Annotated in this window: 19 protein-coding genes; 3 read left to right on the top strand and 16 right to left on the bottom strand. The window is 58.5% G+C overall.

The window, feature by feature from the left end; translation table 11 throughout:
* Positions 1 to 46 precede the first annotated feature (46 nt).
* Positions 47 to 2,779 carry a nitrate reductase gene (locus QQK25_RS07145; protein ID WP_284187313.1) on the top strand — a complete coding sequence of 911 codons (2,733 nt, stop codon included), beginning with the start codon at positions 47 to 49 and terminating at the stop codon, positions 2,777 to 2,779.
* Positions 2,780 to 2,885: 106 nt separating this feature from the next.
* On the opposite strand, the gene QQK25_RS07140 is transcribed toward QQK25_RS07145, so the two are convergent.
* The gene (locus QQK25_RS07140; RefSeq protein WP_153160311.1) at positions 2,886 to 3,143 is read right to left on the bottom strand and encodes an acyl carrier protein; all 258 of its coding nucleotides are present in this window, start codon (positions 3,141 to 3,143) and stop codon (positions 2,886 to 2,888) included.
* Positions 3,144 to 3,354: 211 nt separating this feature from the next.
* Here QQK25_RS07140 and QQK25_RS07135 point away from each other — a divergent pair, with 211 nt between their 5' ends.
* Both QQK25_RS07135 and QQK25_RS07130 read left to right on the top strand, forming a co-directional pair.
* Positions 3,355 to 4,953: an acyl-CoA ligase (AMP-forming), exosortase A system-associated gene (locus tag QQK25_RS07135; RefSeq protein WP_284187312.1), complete on the top strand. Its 1,599-nt coding sequence runs from the start codon at positions 3,355 to 3,357 to the stop codon at positions 4,951 to 4,953.
* A complete protein-coding gene (locus QQK25_RS07130; protein WP_284187311.1) occupies positions 4,950 to 6,194 on the top strand; it encodes a pyridoxal-dependent decarboxylase, exosortase A system-associated in 1,245 nt (414 codons plus the stop codon). The genes QQK25_RS07135 and QQK25_RS07130 overlap by 4 nt, the downstream gene beginning before the upstream one ends.
* Before the next feature lie 85 nt (positions 6,195 to 6,279).
* Here QQK25_RS07130 and QQK25_RS07125 read toward each other — a convergent pair whose 3' ends face one another.
* The 15 genes from QQK25_RS07125 to QQK25_RS07055 form a co-directional block, all read right to left on the bottom strand.
* Complete coding sequence (locus tag QQK25_RS07125; RefSeq protein WP_153160313.1) at positions 6,280 to 6,573, bottom strand: DUF3579 domain-containing protein; 294 nt, start codon at positions 6,571 to 6,573, stop codon at positions 6,280 to 6,282.
* Positions 6,574 to 6,792: 219 nt separating this feature from the next.
* Positions 6,793 to 7,089 carry a DUF2818 family protein gene (locus tag QQK25_RS07120; protein WP_284187310.1) on the bottom strand — a complete coding sequence of 99 codons (297 nt, stop codon included), beginning with the start codon at positions 7,087 to 7,089 and terminating at the stop codon, positions 6,793 to 6,795.
* Positions 7,090 to 7,110: 21 nt separating this feature from the next.
* Positions 7,111 to 8,577 (bottom strand): NADH-quinone oxidoreductase subunit NuoN, encoded by a 1,467-nt coding sequence (nuoN, locus tag QQK25_RS07115; protein ID WP_153160315.1) that lies wholly within the window; start codon positions 8,575 to 8,577, stop codon positions 7,111 to 7,113.
* 39 nt (positions 8,578 to 8,616) lie between these two features.
* Positions 8,617 to 10,104: an NADH-quinone oxidoreductase subunit M gene (locus QQK25_RS07110; RefSeq protein WP_284187309.1), complete on the bottom strand. Its 1,488-nt coding sequence runs from the start codon at positions 10,102 to 10,104 to the stop codon at positions 8,617 to 8,619.
* A gap of 81 nt (positions 10,105 to 10,185) precedes the next feature.
* Positions 10,186 to 12,228 carry an NADH-quinone oxidoreductase subunit L gene (nuoL, locus tag QQK25_RS07105; RefSeq protein WP_284187308.1) on the bottom strand — a complete coding sequence of 681 codons (2,043 nt, stop codon included), beginning with the start codon at positions 12,226 to 12,228 and terminating at the stop codon, positions 10,186 to 10,188.
* Positions 12,229 to 12,240: 12 nt separating this feature from the next.
* Positions 12,241 to 12,546 (bottom strand): NADH-quinone oxidoreductase subunit NuoK, encoded by a 306-nt coding sequence (nuoK, locus tag QQK25_RS07100; protein WP_141349329.1) that lies wholly within the window; start codon positions 12,544 to 12,546, stop codon positions 12,241 to 12,243.
* A 33-nt stretch (positions 12,547 to 12,579) separates the two neighbouring features.
* On the bottom strand, positions 12,580 to 13,182 hold the full coding sequence (locus QQK25_RS07095; RefSeq protein ID WP_284187307.1) for an NADH-quinone oxidoreductase subunit J: 603 nt from the start codon (positions 13,180 to 13,182) through the stop codon (positions 12,580 to 12,582).
* A gap of 39 nt (positions 13,183 to 13,221) precedes the next feature.
* Positions 13,222 to 13,710 (bottom strand): NADH-quinone oxidoreductase subunit NuoI, encoded by a 489-nt coding sequence (nuoI, locus tag QQK25_RS07090; RefSeq protein ID WP_284187306.1) that lies wholly within the window; start codon positions 13,708 to 13,710, stop codon positions 13,222 to 13,224.
* 8 nt (positions 13,711 to 13,718) lie between these two features.
* Complete coding sequence (nuoH, locus tag QQK25_RS07085) at positions 13,719 to 14,768, bottom strand: NADH-quinone oxidoreductase subunit NuoH (RefSeq protein ID WP_284187305.1); 1,050 nt, start codon at positions 14,766 to 14,768, stop codon at positions 13,719 to 13,721.
* A complete protein-coding gene (gene nuoG, locus QQK25_RS07080; protein WP_284187304.1) occupies positions 14,768 to 17,122 on the bottom strand; it encodes an NADH-quinone oxidoreductase subunit NuoG in 2,355 nt (784 codons plus the stop codon). The genes nuoH and nuoG overlap by 1 nt, the downstream gene beginning before the upstream one ends.
* A 7-nt stretch (positions 17,123 to 17,129) precedes the next feature.
* On the bottom strand, positions 17,130 to 18,440 hold the full coding sequence (gene nuoF / locus QQK25_RS07075) for an NADH-quinone oxidoreductase subunit NuoF (RefSeq protein WP_284187303.1): 1,311 nt from the start codon (positions 18,438 to 18,440) through the stop codon (positions 17,130 to 17,132).
* Complete coding sequence (nuoE, locus tag QQK25_RS07070) at positions 18,437 to 18,913, bottom strand: NADH-quinone oxidoreductase subunit NuoE (protein ID WP_153160322.1); 477 nt, start codon at positions 18,911 to 18,913, stop codon at positions 18,437 to 18,439. Before nuoE ends, nuoF begins: the two co-directional genes overlap by 4 nt.
* Positions 18,914 to 18,971: 58 nt before the next feature.
* Complete coding sequence (locus tag QQK25_RS07065; protein ID WP_284187302.1) at positions 18,972 to 20,225, bottom strand: NADH-quinone oxidoreductase subunit D; 1,254 nt, start codon at positions 20,223 to 20,225, stop codon at positions 18,972 to 18,974.
* Complete coding sequence (locus QQK25_RS07060; RefSeq protein ID WP_284187301.1) at positions 20,218 to 20,820, bottom strand: NADH-quinone oxidoreductase subunit C; 603 nt, start codon at positions 20,818 to 20,820, stop codon at positions 20,218 to 20,220. The genes QQK25_RS07065 and QQK25_RS07060 overlap by 8 nt, the downstream gene beginning before the upstream one ends.
* Positions 20,821 to 20,832: 12 nt before the next feature.
* On the bottom strand, positions 20,833 to 21,309 hold the full coding sequence (locus QQK25_RS07055; RefSeq protein ID WP_153160325.1) for a NuoB/complex I 20 kDa subunit family protein: 477 nt from the start codon (positions 21,307 to 21,309) through the stop codon (positions 20,833 to 20,835).
* Positions 21,310 to 21,327: the final 18 nt, after the last annotated feature.

Genomic DNA, 21,327 nt, shown 5'->3' with positions numbered 1-21,327 from the left:
AGGCATGGCACATGGTTTGCTTGTGACATGCATCAAAGGAGCATTCATGGCCGAAACGAAATCCACCTGCTGTTACTGCGGCGTCGGCTGCGGTGTTGTCATCGAACACGAAGCCGGCCGCATCACCGGCGTCCGGGGCGACCCGGACCACCCGGCCAACTTCGGCCGGCTGTGCACCAAGGGCTCGACCCTGCATCTTTCGGCCTCCCCCGAAACCCTCGCCGCCCGCGCCCTCCACCCCGAGCTGCGCGCCCGCCGCACCGACGCCCGCACCCGCGTGAGCTGGGACGACGCCCTCGACACCGCCGCCGATAAATTCGCCGCGATCATCGCCGAGCACGGCCCCGACGCCGTGGCGATCTACGGCGCCGGCCAGTTGCTCACCGAGGACTACTACGTCTTCAACAAGCTGATGAAGGGCCTCATCGGCAGCAACAACCTCGACACCAATTCGCGCCTGTGCATGTCCAGCGCCGTGGCCGGCTACAAGCTGAGCCTGGGCGCCGACGCGCCGCCCTGCAGCTACGAAGACATCCGCCACACCGAGGCGCTGTTCATTTCCGGCAGCAACACCGCCTTCGCCCACCCGATCGCCTTCCGGCGTGTCGAGGATGCACGCAAGGCCAACCCGGACATGAAGCTGGTGGTGATCGACCCCCGCCGCACCGACACCGCCGAAGCGGCCGACCTGCACCTGCCCCTCATCCCCGGCACCGACATCGCCCTCTACAACGCGATGCTCCACGTGATGCTGTGGGAAGGCTGGGTGAACCGCGACTACATCGACGCCCACACCGAAGGCTTCGACGCCCTGAAGAAGATCGTCCGCGAATACACGCCCGCCATGGCCGCGTCGATCTGCGGGCTCGACAAGAACGCCATCGAGCAGGCCGCGCAGATTTTCGCCACCTCGAAGGCGACGATGTCCATGTACTGCCAGGGGCTCAACCAGTTCTCCTTCGGCACCCACAACAACTCGGCGCTCATCAACCTGCACCTGGCCACCGGCCAGATCGGCCGTCCGGGCGCCGGGCCGTTCTCCCTCACCGGCCAGCCCAACGCCATGGGTGGGCGCGAGGTCGGCGGCCTCGCCAACCTGCTCTCGGCCCACCGCGACATGGCCAACCCCGCTCACCGGGCCGAAGTCGCCGCCCTGTGGGGCGTGGACAGCGTGCCCGCCACGCCGGGCAAGAGCGCCGTCGAGCTCTTCAAGGCGCTCAAATCGGGCGAAGTGAAGGCCGTGTGGATCGCCTGCACCAACCCGGCCCAGTCGATGCCAGACCAGGCTTTGATCCACGACGCCCTGAAGACCGCCGAATTCGTCATCGTGCAGGAAGCCTTCGGCCACACCGAAACCTGCACCTACGCCGATCTCCTCCTGCCCGCCACCACCTGGGGCGAGAAGGACGGCACCGTCACCAACTCGGAACGCGCCATCACGCGCGTCCGAGCCGCCGTGTCCGCGCCGGGTGAAGCACGCCACGATTGGGCGATCGTGGTGGATTTCGCCCGGCGTCTGGGCACTCGCCTGGGCAAGGGGGCGCTCGCCGAGCGCATGTTCTCCTACGCCAGCCCTGAAGAAATCTGGAACGAACACCGGGAATCCACCCGCGGCCGCGACCTCGACATCACCGGCATGAGCTACACGATGCTCGAGCAGGCCGGCCCCCAGCAATGGCCCTTCCCGGAAGGCGCCAGTGCCGGCAAGGTGAGGCTCTACGAAGACGGCGTGTATCCCACGCCGACTGGCCGCGCCCGCTTCGTGGCCACCGAACACCGCATCACCGCCGAATCCCCATCGGCCCACTACCCGCTCCACCTCAACACCGGCCGCCTGCGCGACCAGTGGCACGGCATGAGCCGCACCGGCCTCGTCGCCCGCCTCTACAGCCACGAATCCGAACCGCTGCTGCACATGCACCAGGACGACATGGAACGCCGCCGGCTGGCCGATGGCGATCTGGTCAAGGTGAAGAGCCGGCGTGGCGAGGTGGTGCTGAAGATCCAGCAATCGGCCACCGTGCGCCCAGGGCAATGCTTCGTGCCGATGCACTGGGGCGGCAACACCATGGGCGGCCAGGGCGTGAACGTGCTGATGCCCTCCGACTTCGATCCCACCTCAAAGCAGCCCGAGCTCAAGCACGCCGCCGTGCAGGTAGAGAAATACACCGCCGGCAAGTCGCTGGTGCTCATGCGCCGCAGCGAGGCCGACGCAGACGGCAATCTGCAGCCCAACCCGCTGGCGGTGATGGACCGCCTGCGCCAGTGGCTGCCGCACTTCCCCTACGCCAGCCTCACCCTCGCCGGCCGCAACTCGCCGGTGGTCATGCTCAAGGCCCGCGGAGAAGAGCTCGCGCCCGAACTCATCGAGGCCCTCGACCGGGAAATCGCCCTCGACGACCCGACCCGCGTGCTCTCGTACCAGGACAGCCGCAAGGACGTGGCCAAGCGCGCCCTCGTCGAAGGCGATTCACTCACCGCGGTGCGCCTCGCCGGCGAGACCAAGGCCGCCGACTGGCTCGCCGACATGATGGTGCAGGGGCACTCCGCCGCTGCCGTGCGCCAGTGGCTGCTCGCCCCGCTCACCCAGCCGCCTGCCGGCCAGGCAGCCCGGGGCAAGGTGATCTGCAACTGCTTTGACGTGGCCGAAGATGACATCCTCGCCGCCTTCCGGGCCGGCGAATCCCTCGACGGCCTTCAGGCTCGCACCAAGTGCGGCACCAACTGCGGCTCGTGCGTGCCGGAGCTCAAGCGCCTTCGCCAGAGCGTCAGCAACTGATCCGGGCCAATCCGTGCGGCGTGCGCTGCGCGGCCCCAAAAGCAAAACGCCGGGCTTGACCCGGCGTTTTTTGGTTCAGGGCGTCTTCGACGCGGAGCCCGGCAGATCAGGCCTGGGCTGCCAGCTTTCCATCCACGAACTCGACCAGAGAGCCCACGGAAGCGAAGGTGGAACCATCGATTTCGTCATCCTCGATCACAAAACCGAAATGCTCTTCGATGAAGTTGATCAGGCCGACCACCGCCATCGAATCCAGATCCGGCAGCGCACCCAGCAGAGGCGTGTCGAGATCAAACTGAGCCGCAGCGCCGCCCAGGCTCAGAACCTCGTCGAGAATCGACAGCACTTCCTTCTTCGTATCCAAAAGTCACTCCAGTCCGAAAAACCCACCGCAAAACCTGATACCGCGCCTTGCGACCTTGCAAGCACAAGCCTTTATCATTATAAGCGACAAGGTCGCATTCTGAACCGTGATCTACGTCGTGCGCCACCCCTCCGCGGCTGTCAAAAACAGTGCATTCACCGGGCTGGCGCACGATTCCGGCTGGCCAGACCCCATAACCGCTTCAAGATCGATGCCCAACACCTCGCTTCTGCACGAACTCATCACGGCATCCGCCGAACGTGCCCCAGACAGCCCGGCCCTCACCGCCGGCACATCGACCCTCAGCTACGCAGGCCTGGACGAACAGGTGGGCCGGTTTGCCGGTGGCCTCGTCCGCCTCGGGCTTGACCGGGGCGAGCGCGTCGGCGTGTTTCTCGACAAGCGCTTCGAGACCGTCGTCGCGTGCTTTGGTGCAGCCCGGGCCGGCGGCGCCTTCGTCCCGGTCAATCCGATCCTGAAGCCCGAGCAGATCGCCCACATCCTGCGCGACTGCAACGCGCGGGTGCTGGTCACATCCCCCGAACGCCTGCCCTTCATCGCCGAAGCCCTGGCCCACTGCCACGACCTGCGCCACATCGTCCTCACCAAGCCGCTGGCCAAGCCGATCGACCTCCCCGCCCAGCGCATCACCGACTGGGCCGAGCTGATCGCCAGCGCCAGCGGAGGCCATCGGGTCATCGATACCGACCTGCTGTCCATCCTCTACACCTCCGGCAGCACCGGCAAGCCCAAGGGCGTCGTGCTTTCGCACCGCAACATGGTCGCCGGCGCGAAGAGCGTCGCCAGCTATCTGGGCAACAACGCCGACGACACCCTGCTCGCCGCCCTGCCGCTCTCCTTCGACGCCGGCTTCTCGCAGCTCACCACCGCCTTCCACAGCGGCGCCCGCGTGGTGCTGCTCAATTACCTCTTCCCCCAGGACGTGCTGAAGGCCGTCGTCAAGGAGCGCGTCACCGGCCTCACCGCCGTTCCGCCGCTCTACATCCAGCTGGCCCAGCTCCAGTGGCCCGAGGACATCACCGAGCATCTGCGCTACTTCGCCAACACCGGCGGGCGGATGCCCCTGGAAACCCTCAAGGCCCTGCGCGCCCACCTGCCGAAGACCAGGCCCTTCCTGATGTACGGTCTCACCGAAGCCTTCCGCGCCACCTACCTGCCGCCCGAGCAGGCCGACCTCCGCCCGGATTCCATCGGCAAGGCCATTCCGGGGGCCGAAGTCATGGTGCTGCGCGAAGACGGCAGCGAATGCGGCCCCAACGAGCCCGGCGAACTCGTCCAGCGCGGCGCCCTCGTCGCGATGGGCTACTGGAACGATCCCGAAAAGACCGCCGAACGCTTCAAGCCGCTCCCCGCCACCGCCCCAGGGCGCCAGCCGGGCTTCGTGCTCCCCGAAATCGCCGTGTTCTCCGGCGACACCGTCCGGCGCGACGAAGAGGGTTACCTCTACTTCATCGGCCGCCGCGACGAGATGATGAAAACCTCGGGCTACCGGGTCAGCCCCACCGAGGTCGAAGAGATCCTCTACGCCACCGGCCTGGTCGGCGAATGCATCGCCTTCGGTGCCCCCCATCCCAGCCTCGGCGAAGCCATCTGCGTGATCGCCACCGGCAAGGACGGCCCGCTGGAAATTGAAGCGCTCCAGGCCGAATGCCGACAGCGGATGCCCGCCTACATGGTGCCCGCCACCATCGAAGCCCGCAGCGGCCCCCTGCCCCGCAATCCGAACGGCAAGATCGACCGGAAATCCCTCTCCAACGAATTCCTGCAACGCAGCCCGACGACGTCATGAGCGACACCCCCCGCGAAAAGCCGACCCACGCCCCGATGGATCAGTTCCGGTCCAAGGACGGCGAACTCATCATCGGCAACATCCCCCTTCGCCGCCTCGCTGCCCGGGTTGGCCAGACGCCCTTCTACGCCTACGACCGCGAGCTGCTGACCCAGCGTGTCGCCGCACTGCGGGCCGCACTGCCGGCCAGCATCAAGATCCATTACGCGATGAAGGCCAACCCCATGCCCGCCCTCGTCGACCACATGGCAAGGCTGGTGGATGGCATCGACGTGGCGTCCGCCAACGAACTGAAGGTCGCCCTCGACAGCGGCGCAGATCCCCACGAAATCAGCTTCGCCGGCCCGGGAAAGCGCCATGAGGAGCTCCGCCAGGCGGTCGCTGCCGGCATCCTGATCAACATCGAATCGTTCCGCGAAATCAGCGAGCTCGGTGCAATCCGGCAAGCCACCGGCTGGCAGGTGCGCGTGGCGGTACGGGTCAATCCGGATTTCGAGCTGAAGAGCTCCGGGATGAAGATGGGCGGCGGCCCCAAGCAATTCGGCATCGACGCCGAACAGGTGCCTCAAGCGCTCGCCGAAATCCATGGCGCGGGTCTAAGCTTCGAAGGCTTCCACCTCTTCGCCGGTTCGCAAAACCTCCGCGCGGAGGCGATCATTGAGGCCCAGCGCAAGAGCTACGAACTGGCGCTGAAGCTCGCCGAGCACGCGCAGACGCCCGTGAAATTCCTCAACCTCGGCGGCGGCTTCGGCATTCCCTATTTCCCGGGCGAACGCCGACTCGACCTCACCGGGATCGCCGCGAATCTTGCAGAGATTCAGGCCGACGCGAAAACCAGGCTCCCAGAAGCACAGATCGTCATCGAACTCGGGCGCTACCTCGTCGGCGAGGCTGGCATTTACGTCTGCCGGGTTCTCGACAAGAAGATTTCACGCAATCACTGCTTCCTCGTGACCGATGGCGGCCTGCATCACCACCTGTCGGCCTCCGGAAACTTCGGCCAGGTCATCCGGAAAAACTACCCGGTGACGATTGGTGATTGCATGGATCAAGCGCTTTCCGAGCCGGTATCCGTCGTTGGCCCCCTTTGCACGCCGCTGGACCTCCTCGCCGAGAAGATGCCCCTCCCGGAATGTGATCGTGACAACCTCGTCGTGATCTTCCAGTCCGGTGCCTACGGAGCAAGCGCTAGCCCGCGCGGTTTCCTCAGCCATCCCGATGTCGTCGAGATCCTGCTCTGAAAATAAAAAAGGTAGTGCGAACATCGCACTACCTTTCTGATTCCAGCCTCACAAGCCCCATCGACAGCGCGTGGCGGAAAACCCATCAATCAAAATAGCTGTCTGGCAGCGTTTCAACCTGCAGATCATTGTCCTTCGCAAAATTGCGCAGGAAGTTATACGCGAGTGGCTCGATGTCGTGAATCTTCGCATCGACGAGAACCGTCTTGTCACCCCTCAGATTACAGGCCGGCCGCACATAAGGCGAATAAGTCATCCGGTTATCCGAACCGAAAACCGACATGATCCCGCACAGCCGGTCCGCCCAATCACTCGGCCGAAAAGTCCTGCCGTCGCTTGTTCTCCCAACAATCACAAAATTTTCAGCTTTTTGAATCATGAGCGATTACGGACTTTGTTGAATGAAACTCAGGACAACTCGCCAGAACTGACGAACCGGACAACATTCGTTCAATTCTAACAGGAGGCATCTAGGCCCGGGTTGAACCACCACTAGCCAGATTCTCAACGGGTTCCAGCGGCGAAACTTGACCCAAATCGATAACCCGGCTGCCTGAAAACAAAACCCGGGAGGTTCCCGGGTGTTGTTGTGAAACGATCAAGCCGCACTTCGTTTCCAGAGATAGCGATACACGAAGCCCGGAAATACTGCCACCAGCATTACGCAGCCTGTAATTGCGTAAAACTCCCATCCCTGACTGTACGCCGAGCCATGTGAACTGGCCTCAAGCAGGCGCAACCCGAACATCAGCGCAGTTGCGATGACCGCCAACTCAAGCAAACGGCCCCCGACTCCCTTGCCCCCACCTCCCAGCCTGACTAGGCCAAAGAAGCGATCACTGACGAAGATCGCATTCACCAGCCCAACCAGCACCGAGAAAACAGCGTAGAACAAGATAATCTCGAACGTCGAAGATTACAGCGAGCCAAGCAGCGAGTACGCGCAGAGCGACATCAGCGCCTGCGGCACGAGCCCGAGCACCGCAACGGCAACGCCATTCATCGACAGCAGCACGCGCATGTCAGCCGGGGCATTGATCGGGGTCGCGTCGGCCGGTTCGTCGAAGAACATCACCTTGACCACACGGAGGTAGTAGAACGCGCCGATGAGGGACATCACCACCGCAAGCACGGCAACCCAGTAGTAACGGGCTGCAACCACAGCCTGAAGCACGGAGAACTTGGCAAAGAAGCCAATGAAGAACGGGATACCGGCCATCGAGAACATGACCATCGCCATCACCCCGGCGAACCAGGAATTCCGCTTGTTCAGCCCCTTGAAGTCGTCGATGTTCTCCGCTTCAAACCCGGCACGGGACAGCAGGATCAGGACACCGAAGGCACCCAGGGTCATCAGCACATACGAAACGACATAGAACATCGACGAGCTGTAGGCGTTCAGTGCGAAATGCCGATCACCACCCACCACGCCGGACATCAGGCCGAGCAGCATGAAGCCCATGTGCGAGATACCCGAGTAACCGAGCATGCGCTTGATGTTCGTCTGCGCGATGGCGGCGAGGTTACCCAGAACGATCGACAGCACGCCCAGGAACATCAGCATCGACTGCCATTGATCAGCAAGCTCGAACAGGCCATTCACCAGCAGGCGCATCGCCATGCCGAACGCAGCCAGCTTGGGCGCCGAGGCGATCATGAGCGTCACCGAAGTGGGCGCGCCGTGATAGACGTCCGGGATCCACATGTGGAACGGAACGACACCCAGCTTGAACGCAAGACCAGCCACGACAAACACCAGACCGAACATCAGGACGTTCTTGTTGGCCGCCTGATGATAGACAGCCTGTGCAACACCGGAAATTTCCAACGTACCAGTGGCACCGTAAAGCATCGAAATGCCGTAAAGCAGCAGACCGGAAGCCAGCGCACCCAGGACGAAATACTTCATCGCTGCTTCAGTCGCCCGAGCGGAGTCACGCTGAAGGGCGACCATCGCATACAGGGACAGGGACAACAGCTCCAGACCGAGATAAAGCGTCAGGAAGTGGTTGGCCGCGATCATGACCATCATGCCGAGGGTCGCGTAGATCGCCAGGACGTAATACTCGGTCGTCTCCATGCGACGATCGATCATGTACCCACGGGAGTACAGCAGGACGACCGCCACGGCGAAATACAGCATCAGCTTGAGGAAATCGCCCATCAAGTCGTCCACGTACATGTTGCTGAACGTGAATCCAACCTGACCGTCCATCGAAAACAGAGTAATGGCGCCCGCCCCGATAAGCGTCAGCTGCGTCAAATAGTACGCCAAGCCCTTGGAGTCCTTGGCGAAGGTTCCCGCCATGAGAACAACAAACGACATCGCAACAACAAACAACTCTGCTGCTGCTGGATAGAAATCGGGAATCACAAAGTTCATATCAACGCCACAGTCCTAAGGGATCTTTCGCGATTTGGATCAAAGCTTGCTGGTAGCAACGTGCTTGAGCAGATCATTGACCGACGCATGCATAACTTCCGTGACGGGGAAGGGATAGATACCCATCACGAGGACGCAAACAGCTAAGACGAGAAGGAACACAAACTCTCGATTGTTGATGTCGGTAAGCTCGGCCACATGATGATTGCCGATCGCACCGAACACCACGCGCTTGTACATCCAGAGGGTGTAAGCGGCACCGACGATCAGGGTCGTCGCAGCAGCAAAGCCCACCCAGAAGTTGAACTGCACCGCGCCAAGCGCAACCATGAACTCGCCGACAAAACCGGATGTCGCGGGCAAGCCGGAGTTAGCCATCGCAAACAGCATGAACAGCGCAGCGAATTTCGGCATCACATTCACAACGCCGCCGTAATCCGCGATCTGGCGAGAGTGCATCCGGTCATACAGCACACCGATACACGCAAACATGGCGCCCGACACAAACCCGTGGGAAATCATCTGAACCAGCGCACCCTCAACACCAAGCGGATTGAAGATGAAGAAGCCCAGCGTCACGAAGCCCATGTGCGAGATCGAAGAATAAGCAACCAGCTTCTTCATGTCCGTCTGAACCAGCGCGACGAACCCGATGTAGATCACCGCAATCAGCGACAGCGTGATCATCATCGGCGCAAAGGCATGGCTGGCATCCGGCGCAATCGGCAGGGAAAACCGAAGGAAACCGTATGCACCCAGCTTGAGGCCGATCGCCGCCAGAACGATCGAACCGCCGGTCGGGGCTTCAACGTGAGCATCCGGCAGCCAAGTATGCACCGGGAACATCGGGACCTTGACCGCAAACGAGACGAGGAATGCCCAGAACACCAAGGACTGAACATCCATACCCAGCTTCAGTTGGTGCCAGTCGAGGATACTGAAGCTACCACCCGACTCCATGAAGAGGTACAGCAGAGCGACCAGCATCAACAACGAGCCGGCAAGCGTGTAGAGGAAGAACTTGATCGCGGCGTAAACACGATTCGGTCCGCCCCATACGCCGATGATGATGAACAGCGGAATCAGGGATGCCTCGAAGAAGACGTAAAACAGCACACCATCAAGAGCGCTGAAGATCCCGTTGATCAAACCAGACATGATCAGGAAACCGGCCATGTACTGCGCGACCTTCTCCTGAATCACTTCCCAGCCAGCCACAACAACAATCACAGTGATGAAACTGTTCAGCAGAACGAACAGCACGGAAATGCCATCCACCCCTAGAACGTAGTTAATGTTGAAGCGAGGAATCCATGGGTAGGACTCCACGAACTGCATGGCGCTGGTCGTAACATCAAACGACGTGTACAGCGGAATGCTTACCGCCAGACCTGCCAAGGCAGAAAGCAACGCCAAGAACCTCGCGGCCGAGGCATTACGATCAGAACCCGTCGCAAGTGTCAGCAACCCACCAACGATCGGGACCCAGATCGCAAGGCTAAGGAATGGAATAGGATTACCCGTCATCTCAACTGTCCGTTCTAAGCACTCAATTGCAGCGCAAAAGTCCTAAATCTCTTAGTTACGCATTACCACGACTGGCTCTGATCAACCGCGGCTGAACCAGAAGGTCAGCAACACAAACACCCCGATGATCATCGAAAACGCGTACTGGTAGATATGCCCGCTCTGGAACAACCGCGAAAGCTGAGCGATAAGACCAACAGCCTTGGCCGAACCGTTTACCACCATTCCGTCAATCAGCGTCTGATCGCCAATCTTCCAGAGCCCCTTACCGAGGAGACGAGCGCCACCTGCGAAAACAACTTCATTGAACTTATCGAAGTAGTACTTGTTCTCGAGCAGCGTATGAATCGGCTTGAAGGTCTTCATGATTGCAGCCGGAATTGAAGGCGCAACCATGTAGAAGACGAAGGCAACAACAACTCCACTCATCGCGAGGAAGAACGGCAGCGAAGTGAAACCATGCAGCGCCATACCAACGGCCCCATGGAACTCCTCACCGAGCTCAGCCATAGCGTGGTGATGCTCTGCAAAGTGGATCACACCCTTGAAGAAACCACCGAACAACATCGGCTCGATCGTAACGAAACCGATCAGCATCGACGGGATCGCCAGCAGCACCAGCGGCAAGGTCACAACCCACGGGGACTCATGCGGCTTCTGGCCCGGAGCAAGGCCGTGGTGGTGATCGTCACCACCGGCATCATGCTCATCGTGTGCGTCGGCATGATGTTCATCGGCCGCGTGCTCAGCATGATCATGGGGGTGCCCGAACCGCTCCTCGCCGTGAAAGACCAGGAAATACATCCGGAACGAGTAGAACGCGGTTACGAAGACACCCGCGATCACACAGAAGTATGCGTAGCCAGCCCCAGGGATGTGAGACAGCGCCACAGCTTCAATAATCGTGTCCTTGGAATAGAAGCCCGACAGAAACGGGAAACCAATCAGCGCAAGCGAACCGACTAGAGACGTGAACCAGGTGATAGGCATGTACTTCCACAGACCACCCATGTTCCGCATGTCCTGATCATGGTGCATCCCGATGATCACGGAACCGGCACCGAGGAACAGCAGCGCCTTGAAGAATGCGTGGGTCATCAGATGGAAAACTGCCGCCGAATACGCCGAAACACCGAGAGCAACCGTCATGTAGCCAAGCTGAGAGAGCGTCGAGTAAGCGACGACGCGCTTGATGTCGTTCTGAACGATCCCAAGGAAGCCCATGAACAGCGCAGTCGTCGCGCCAATCACCAAAACAAACGACAGTGCGGTCTCGGAGAGCTCGAACAGCGGGGACATCCGGGCAACCATGAAGATGCCAGCGGTCACCATCGTTGCCGCATGGATGAGTGCAGAGATCGGGGTCGGACCCTCCATCGAATCCGGCAGCCAAACGTGCAGAGGAACCTGGGCCGACTTGCCCATTGCACCAATGAACAGACCGATACAGATGGCAGTGATCAGCGGCCAGCCCGTTTCCGGGACGACCATCGAGACAAGCTCGGGGCTCTTGGCAAAAACCTCGGCGTAGTTCAGCGTTCCCGCGTAAGCGGCAACGAGACCAATACCGAGCAGGAAACCGAAGTCGCCAACACGATTGACAAGAAACGCCTTCATGTTTGCGAAAATCGCAGTCGGCCTCGTGTACCAGAAACCGATAAGCAGATACGAAACCAGGCCAACTGCTTCCCAGCCGAAGAACAGCTGAAGGAAGTTGTTAGACATGACCAGCATAAGCATCGAGAAGGTGAACAGCGAGATGTAGCTGAAGAATCGCTGGTAGCCGGGATCCTCGGACATGTAACCAATGGTGTAGATGTGCACCATGAGCGACACAAAGGTGACGACGAGCATCATCATCACAGTGAGCGAATCCACAAGGAAGCCAACTTCAAGCTTCAGGGCTCCAGAGGTCGCCCAAGTGTAGAGAGTCCCGTTGAACACGTTCCCCGCGGCAACATCCTGGTAGATGAAGATCGACGCAACAAATGCAACAGCAACACCGAGAATTGTCACGGTGTGGGCACCTGCACGCCCAATGGCCTTGCCGAACAGACCCGCCACAATTGCCCCGAACAGCGGGGCAAGAGGTACGAGCAGATAGAGCTTCTGAATCCCTGTCATCGAAAAGCTTCCTTATCCCTTGAGACTGTCCAGATCATCGACATGAATCGTGCGCAGGTTCCGGAACAAAGCAACCAGAATCGCCAACCCGATAGCAGACTCTGCAGCCGCGACCGTCAAGATGAAAAATACAAAAATCTGCCCCGCGGCATCCCCGAGATAGTAAGAGAACGCTACGAAATTCAAATTAACAGCCAGCAACATCAACTCGATCGCCATGAGCAGAACGATCAAGTTCTTTCTGTTCAGAAAGATACCGACCACACTGATGGCGAACAAAATGGCGCCCAATATCAAATAATGAGACAACGAAAGCATCTGGTTTCCCTTCCTGGACGATCGCTAGCTGACTTAACGCTTTTCCGAAGTCATCGACACAATGCGAACCCGATCGTCACGCTTAACGGAAATCTGCTGCGCAGGATCGACCTTCTTGACATTCTTTCTCTTGCGAAGCGTCAGCGCCACTGCGGCCACCATAGCTACGAGCAAAACAATTGAGGCAAGCTCAAACGGGTATACATAATCCGTGTAGATCAGACGCCCGAGTTCCTTGGTGTTGCTGTAGCCAGCCGGCGCGGGGCCCGGTTCAGGCATTCCTTCCAGACCAAAATAACGCCCACCGAGAACCATGATCATTTCGACTACCATCAACACGCCAACCAGCGCGCCAACGGGCAAGTAGCTCCAGAACCCCTGCCGAATGCGCTCAAGATTGATGTCGAGCATCATCACGACGAACAGGAAGAGAACCATAACTGCACCGACGTAAACCATCACCAGTGCAATGGCCAGGAACTCTGCGTGCAAGAGCATCCAGATACCGCCGGCGCTGAAAAAAGCGAGCACAAGAAAGAGCGCCGCATGCACCGGATTCCTGGCGGTAATGACTCTGAGCGACGCCAGAACCATCACAGCGGAGAAGAAATAAAATACAACCGTCTGAAAATCCATGACCGCGTCCGTTTCGATGTAAGACAGCTCGAGCTTCTATCAGCGATAGCGAGAGTCGGTCTCGCGATCCTTTGCAATTTGCGACTCGTACTTATCTCCGACCGCTAAAAGCATCTGCTTCGTGTAGTAGAGATCCCCGCGCTTCTCACCGTGGTACTCGAAAATCCGGGTTTCCACGATTGCATCGACCGGACAGGCTTCTTCACAAAAACCGCAGAAGATGCACTTCGTCAGATCGATGTCGTAACGGGTGGTCCGACGCGAACCGTCGTCCCGAACATCCGATTCGATCGTGATTGCCATTGCCGGGCAAACCGCCTCACAAAGCTTGCATGCGATACAGCGCTCCTCGCCATTCGGATAACGTCGCAGCGCATGAAGCCCCCGGAAACGCGGACTCTGCGGCGTCTTCTCATCCGGATACTGGACAGTAATCTTCCGCGCGAAGAGGTGGCGCCCGGTAAGCGCCATACCCTTGAGCAATTCCTTGAGGAAGAGGCTTCCTACGTAATCTTTCAAAGCACCCATTTAGAGCCTCACTTCCAAATCGACAGCGGCGACATGATCCAAACCGCGACAACCACGACCCAAAACAGCGTGAGCGGAATGAACACCTTCCAGCCCAGACGCATGATGTGGTCGTATCTGAAGCGCGGGAAGGTCGCACGGAACCACAGGAACAAGAACAGGATGAACGAGGTCTTCAGTGCCAACCAGACAAAACCATCAGGCAGGAAACCCACGGGAGACAGCCAGCCACCAAGGAACAGCAGGGAAGTGAGCGCCGAGACGAGGATCATGTTCGCGTACTCTCCGAGGAAGAAGAGTGCGAAAGCCATACCCGAATACTCCACCATGTGACCCGCAACGATTTCCGACTCGCCCTCAACCACGTCAAACGGAGCACGGTTGGTCTCGGCGATGCCAGAAATCAGATACACCAGAAACATCGGGAACAGCGGCAACCAGTTCCAGCTTAGGAATCCAAAACCCCAGTCGGCCCACTGCCCCTTGCCCTGACTATTCACGATATCCGTCAGATTCAGGCTCGAAGAAATCATCAGCACGCAGACAAGGGCGAAACCCATCGCGATTTCGTAAGAAACCATCTGCGCTGCAGCACGCATCCCCCCAAGAAAAGCGTACTTCGAGTTGGACGCCCAAGCTGCGATGATCACGCCATAGACTTCGATGGACGTGATCGCAAGCAAAAAGAGCAACCCAGCGTCGACGTTGCCGATCACCCAACCCTCGCTGAAGGGGACAACCGCCCACGCAGCCAGAGCCGGTCCGAGCGCAAGGACAGGACCGATGATGAAGAGACTCTTGTTTGCACCCGACGGAACGATGATTTCCTTGAGCAGGAGCTTCACACCGTCAGCAATCGGCTGGAGCAGGCCTCGCGGCCCAACGCGATTGGGACCGATACGGACCTGCATGTAACCAATCACCTTACGCTCAGCAAGCGTGAGGTACGCAACACACAGAAACAGCGGCGCAATGATGCCGACGATCTTGAGCAACGACCAGATTAGCGGCCAAGCGGGGCCGAAAAACTGGGCTACCGGGTCAATGTAGGCTTCCATCACACCTGCTCCACGCTGATTTCACCATGCCAGCTACCGAGCTGAGCAGTGCTGGAATGCGCAGCTGCAAGACGCACGCAACCCTCCGCAACCCCAGCATCCTCAACCAGCGCCACGACAGCACTCCCTGCTGCGGAGCTTACCTTCACCTTCCCACCGACCTTCAGACCAAGAGCATCTGCGGTGCGCGGATTCATTCTTGCTACCGGCGCTGTCGCATCGACGGTTTGCTGCAGCGGCGCAGCCCGCCGAGCGATGGGATCAGCAAAGTAAATCGGCACATCGGCAACTCGTTCGATTGCAGCCGACTTGCCCGGAAGCTTCTCAAGTTTCGCACCGACATCATTAGAAAGTCCGCTCACGTCGCCCGAGAAGACCGGAGCCATGAGAGCACGCACATCTTCAACCGTTTCGAACGAGAAGTCGGAAAGTCCCAGGGTGGAACCGAGAACGCGCAGGGCCTTCCAGCCCGGACGGGATTCACCAAGGCTCTTCACAACCGGGAAGAAGCTCTGCGCCCGCCCTTCGCAATTCACGAAAGTACCAGCGGTCTCAGTGAAAGGAGCAATCGGCAACAGTACATCCGCAACTTCCATCAATTCAGCAGACTTGAACGGAGACAGGGCCGCAACCATCTCTGCCTCGCGAATGGAAGAAAGCGCGGTGGCACCAGCGGCCATATCCAGGCTTGGCTCAAAACCGAGCAGGAGATAGGCTTTGATTTTGGATGCGAGCATCTCAGAGACATTCTTGCCCTTGACGTCACCAACGAACGGCACAGCCCCTGCGAGGTAGCCCCCCACGCTGTTGGCTGCCTCGCCAATCACTCCCAATTTAGCCCCGGCCAGGCGCGCGACCTCAGAAGCGAGCACATGGATAAGGCCAGCTTGTTCGTGCTGAACAGCGAAGTTACCAAGCCACACGGCCGTCTTACGACCAGACGCGAGGCTACGGGCAATGGCAAGAGCGCTCTCGGACACATCCAGTCCAGAACACACATCAGCCGCGGGACCAGACAGGCTCAGCTCCTTTTCGGCAGCAAGTGCCTTGACCACGGAGGCCAGGAAGGCTGGGATGCCACTCGGAGCAACAATCGCCTTGTTGGTAAGATTGAGCTGCCAGTCGTCAAAGGCCGGATTCACCGCGGAGATCTTCAGACCGCGTTTTGCCGCCTGACGCACACGCTGCGCGATCAAGGGGTGGTCCTTCCGGAAGAAACTGCCAACAATGAAAAGCCGGTCGAGGGAACCGATATCGGCGACAGGCATGCCAAGCCAAGGAGCCCCGGCGCGCTGACCGTCGAGGGAGAAATCGGATTGGCGGAGACGGAAATCGACGTTTCCGGAACCGAGCCCCCGAACCAGGGATTGCAGAAGATTCAGTTCTTCCAGGGTGCTGTGCGGCGAAGCCAGCGCACCGATTGCCTCTGCGCCGTGATCAGCCTTGATGGACTTCAGGCCGTTGGCGACATACTCGATCGCAGTCTGCCAATCAGTCTCGATCCAATTGCCGCCCTGCTTGAGCATCGGGCGGGTCAAACGATCAGCTGAATTCAAAGCATCGTAGGAGAAACGATCCTTATCGGACAACCAGCATTCGTTCACCGCTTCGTTTTCGAGGGGAAGCACGCGCTTTACCGTATCGTGCTTGACCTGAACAACGAGATTGCTACCAAGCGAGTCATGCGGACTGACGGACTTGCGGCGAGACAGTTCCCACGCACGAGCGCCAAAACGGAAAGGCTTCGAAGTCAAAGCACCAACCGGACAAAGATCGATGATGTTGCCCGACAATTCGGTCTCGATTGTCTTCTCGACAAACGGCATGATCTCGGCGTGCTCGCCGCGGAACGCCTGACCAAGCTCCATCAGGCCGGCAATCTCCGACGTAAACCGGACACAACGCGTGCAATTGATGCAGCGGGTCATGTCGGTGGAAACGAGCGGCCCAAGATCTTTGTTGCCGACAACACGCTTCTCTTCCTGATAGCGGGATTCCGTGCCACCGTAACCGACGGACAGATCCTGCAGCTGGCACTCGCCACCCTGGTCGCAGATCGGGCAATCCAACGGGTGGTTGATCAGGAGAAACTCCATCACCCCTTTTTGTGCCTTCACAGCCTGCTCGGAGTGAGTCCAGACTTTCATCCCGTTGGTAACAGGCGTGGCGCAGGCCGGAAGCGGCTTGGGCGCCTTCTCAACCTGAACCAGACACATCCGGCAGTTAGCCGCGATGGAGAGCTTCTTGTGATAGCAGAAGTGCGGAACATAGGCCCCAACCTTGGTAGCGGCCTCCATGACGGTACTGCCGTCAGGAACCTGCAACTGCTTTCCGTCAATTTCGATTTCTAGCATGTCGAGCCTACGCTACAAAAATCTTGCTGCCGTCACGCTGAACATCAGGCGCTACGAAGCATTTTTTATGTTCGATGTGATAAGCAAATTCGTCGCCGAAATGCTTCACGAAACTTTGAACCGGCATGGACGCAGCATCACCGAGTGCACAGATGGTGCGTCCCATGATGTTCGCAGTCACGCTATTGAGTAGATCGAGGTCATCAGGGCGGCCGAGGCCGTTTTCAATCCGATGCACCACACGGTACAACCAACCGGTTCCTTCGCGGCAGGGCGTACATTGCCCGCAGGACTCCTCGAAATAGAAGTACGACAATCGCTCCAAGGCCTTGACCATACACGTTGACTCGTCCATCACGATCACGGCACCGGAACCAAGCATCGAACCAGCCTTGGAAATGGAGTCGTAATCCATGGTGCAATCCATCATGACAGCGCCTGGAAGCACAGGTGCCGACGAACCACCGGGAATCACAGCTTTCAACTTACGGCCGCCGCGCACACCACCAGCCATTTCGAGCAGCGTGGAGAACGGCGTTCCGAGGGGAATCTCGTAATTGCCCGGACGATTGACATGACCGGAGACAGAGAACAGTTTCGTGCCACCGTTGTTCGGCTTTCCGAGCGCCAGGAAAGCATCACCGCCTTCGCGAATGATGTACGGAATGGAAGCGAACGTCTCAGTGTTGTTGATGGTCGTCGGCTTGCCGTACAGACCAAAACTGGCAGGGAAAGGCGGCTTGAATCGCGGCTGCCCCTTCTTGCCCTCAATTGACTCCAGCAGGGCGGTTTCTTCACCGCAGATGTACGCCCCGTATCCGTGATGCGCAAACAGATCGAAACTGAAGTCAGAGCCGAGAATGTTCTTCCCGAGGAGCCCTGCGTCCCGAGCTTCCTGGAGCGCTTCCTCGAAGCGCTCATAGACCTCGAAGATCTCACCGTGGATATAGTTGTAGCCGCGCTCACACCCCATGGCGTAGCCGGCGATGATCATGCCTTCGATGACAGAGTGCGGGTTGTACCGAAGGATATCGCGATCCTTGAAGGTACCCGGCTCACCTTCATCCGAATTGCAGGCGAGATACTTGGCCCCCGGAAAGGCGCGCGGCATGAAGCTCCACTTCAGCCCCGTCGGGAAACCTGCACCGCCGCGTCCGCGGAGAGCCGACTTCTTCACCTCACCGATAATCTGATCCGCGGGAATCTTTTCCGCAATAATATTCTTGAGAGCATCGTAGCCTTGCCGTTTGACGTAATCATTCAAACGCCAGGTGCGATCACCGTCAAGCCCAGAAAGAATAATTCCTTGAGAGGTCATTTTGCGAGATCAGCCAGAAGTTGATCGATTTTCTCTTCAGTCATCCAGCTGCACATCCGGTGGTTATTCACCAGCAACACGGGCGCATCACCACAGGCCCCCATGCATTCACCTTCCTTCAAGGTGAATCGTCCGTCCGGAGTCGTCTCATTAAAGTCGATTCCGAGCTTTTTCTTGATGTAATCCGCAGCGTGGACACCACCGGAAAGCGCGCACGGTAGATTCGTACAGACAGTGATCTTTCGCGCCCCAACCGGAGAGAGATCGTACATGTTGTAGAAACTCGCTACCTCGTACACCGCAATCGGCGGCATCTCCAGGTAGGCTGCCACAAACTCAATCGTCTCGTTGGAGAGCCAGCCTTTCTCCACTTGCGCGATACGCAACGCAGCCATCGAAGCAGACTGCTTTTGATCAGCTGGATACTTGGCGATCTCACGATCAATTTTCTTCAGGGATTCTGGACTCAACATTTTTGTCTACTGTCATCAGAATGTCGATCGGAACTCCGGATGCTGACCAGATACAACATCAGCGGTCCACGTCTCCAAATACGATATCCATGGTTCCGATAATGGCAACTACGTCAGCAATCATGTGGCCGCGAGACATCTCATCCATCGCTGAAAGATGGGTGAAACCAGGAGACCGCAGCTTGAGACGATAAGGCTTGTTCGCGCCGTCAGAGATCGCATACACACCGAACTCACCCTTCGGGTGCTCGACAGGCGCGTAGACCTCACCCGGGGGAACGTGCATCCCTTCAGTAAACAACTTGAAGTGATGGATCAGTTCTTCCATGTTGCTCTTCATCCGCTCACGCGACGGCGGGGCAACCTTGTGATTGGTCGAGATGACCGGTCCGGGGTTCTTCCGCAGCCAGTCGATACACTGCTTCATGATCCGGTTCGACTGACGCATCTCTTCAATGCGGCAGAGGTATCGGTCATAGCAATCACCTTCCACGCCAACCGGGATGTCAAAATCCAGCTGGTCGTAGACTTCATAGGGCTGCTTCTTGCGGATATCCCATTCGACGCCGGAACCACGCAGCATGACGCCGGTAAAGCCTAGTGCAAGCGCCTTCTCGGGAGTAACAACACCGATGCCGACCGTCCGCTGCTTCCAGATACGGTTATCCGTCAGCAGCGTCTCGTACTCATCGACATATTTCGGGAAGCGAGCTGTGAAGTCCTCAAGGAAATCAAGCAGTGAACCTTGCCGATTCTCATTGAGCTCGGAAACAGTCTTGGCGCTCTTCCACTTGGAAACCTCATACTGCGGCATCCGATCCGGAAGATCACGATATACACCACCCGGCCGATAGTAGGCGGCATGCATCCGCGCGCCGGAGACGGCCTCATAGGCGTCCATCAGATCCTCCCGCTCACGGAAGGTGTACAGCACCATCGTCATCGCACCGATATCCAGTGCGTGAGTACCGACAGCCAGCAGATGGTTCAGAACCCGAGTGATCTCATCGTAGAGAACGCGAATGTACTGGGCCCGAAGAGGAACTTCCAACCCGAGGAGACGCTCGATTGCCATGCAATAGGCGTGCTCGTTACACATCATGGACACGTAGTCGAGACGATCCATGTACGGAACCGACTGAACCCAGGTCCTGGTCTCGGCAAGCTTTTCAGTGCCACGATGAAGGAGGCCGATATGCGGATCAGCGCGTTCCACAACTTCGCCATCAAGCTCAAGAACCAAGCGAAGTACCCCGTGGGCAGCGGGGTGCTGAGGACCAAAGTTGATTGTGTAGTTACGAATCTCAGCCATGACCGACATTCCCATAATTTTCGTCACGCACAATGCGCGGCGTATTCTCACGCGGCTCAATGCTGACCGGCTGATAAACGACACGACCAAGCTCTTGATCGTAACGCATTTCTACATAACCAGAGATCGGGAAATCCTTTCGGAAAGGATATCCAACAAAACCGTAATCGGTGAGAATTCTGCGCAGATCCGGGTGTCCAGAGAACAGGATGCCGAAAAGGTCGAAGGCCTCGCGCTCAAACCAATTCGCGCTCGGCCAGATTTCGCAAAGCGAAGCCAGCACAGGGAACGACTCATCCTCAGCAAAAACCTTAAGCCGGAGACGATAATTATTCTTGACCGACAGCAGATGAACCGATGCGGCAAAACGCCCGCCCTGGTCTTCTCCGGCATAACTGGAGTAATCTACACCAGTCAGATCGATGAGCTGCTCGAAGTGGAGAGCGGGATCATCCCGAAGCTCAGCGGCAACAGCCAGATAATCAGCTGCCGAAACAACGACTGTAACCTCACCACAGGCATTCACCACCCGCTTGGCGCGCTCTCCGAGCTTTTCAGTCATCAATTGAGCCAGAAGCTCTAGCTTTTCAGTCATGATGGTCTGCACTCAACAGGCAATCGTGTATTCACGCTTGATTTTGTTCTGGAGCTGAACGATGCCGTACAGCAAGGCCTCTGCCGTCGGGGGACATCCGGGAACATACACGTCAACCGGGACAATCCGGTCACAACCACGGACCACCGAGTAAGAATAGTGGTAGTAACCGCCACCGTTCGCGCACGACCCCATCGAGATCACCCAGCGCGGCTCAGACATCTGGTCGTAGACCTTGCGTAGCGCGGGCGCCATCTTGTTGCAGAGCGTGCCGGCGACAATCATCAAGTCGGACTGCCGCGGACTGGGACGAAAAACCACACCAAAGCGGTCCAAGTCATAACGAGAACAGCCCGCATGAATCATCTCTACCGCGCAGCACGCAAGACCGAAGGTCATGGGCCACAGCGAACCTGTGCGAGTCCAGTTGATTACCGTATCAAGCGAAGTGGTTACAAACCCTTCCTTGAAGACACCCTCGATGCTCATAGACACCCTTTAACCAAC

The organism is Zoogloea oryzae (genome assembly GCF_030161255.1).
In the GTDB taxonomy this organism is placed as follows: Bacteria; Pseudomonadota; Gammaproteobacteria; order Burkholderiales; family Rhodocyclaceae; genus Zoogloea; species Zoogloea oryzae.
This window is presented reverse-complemented; position numbering and strand designations above follow the sequence as displayed.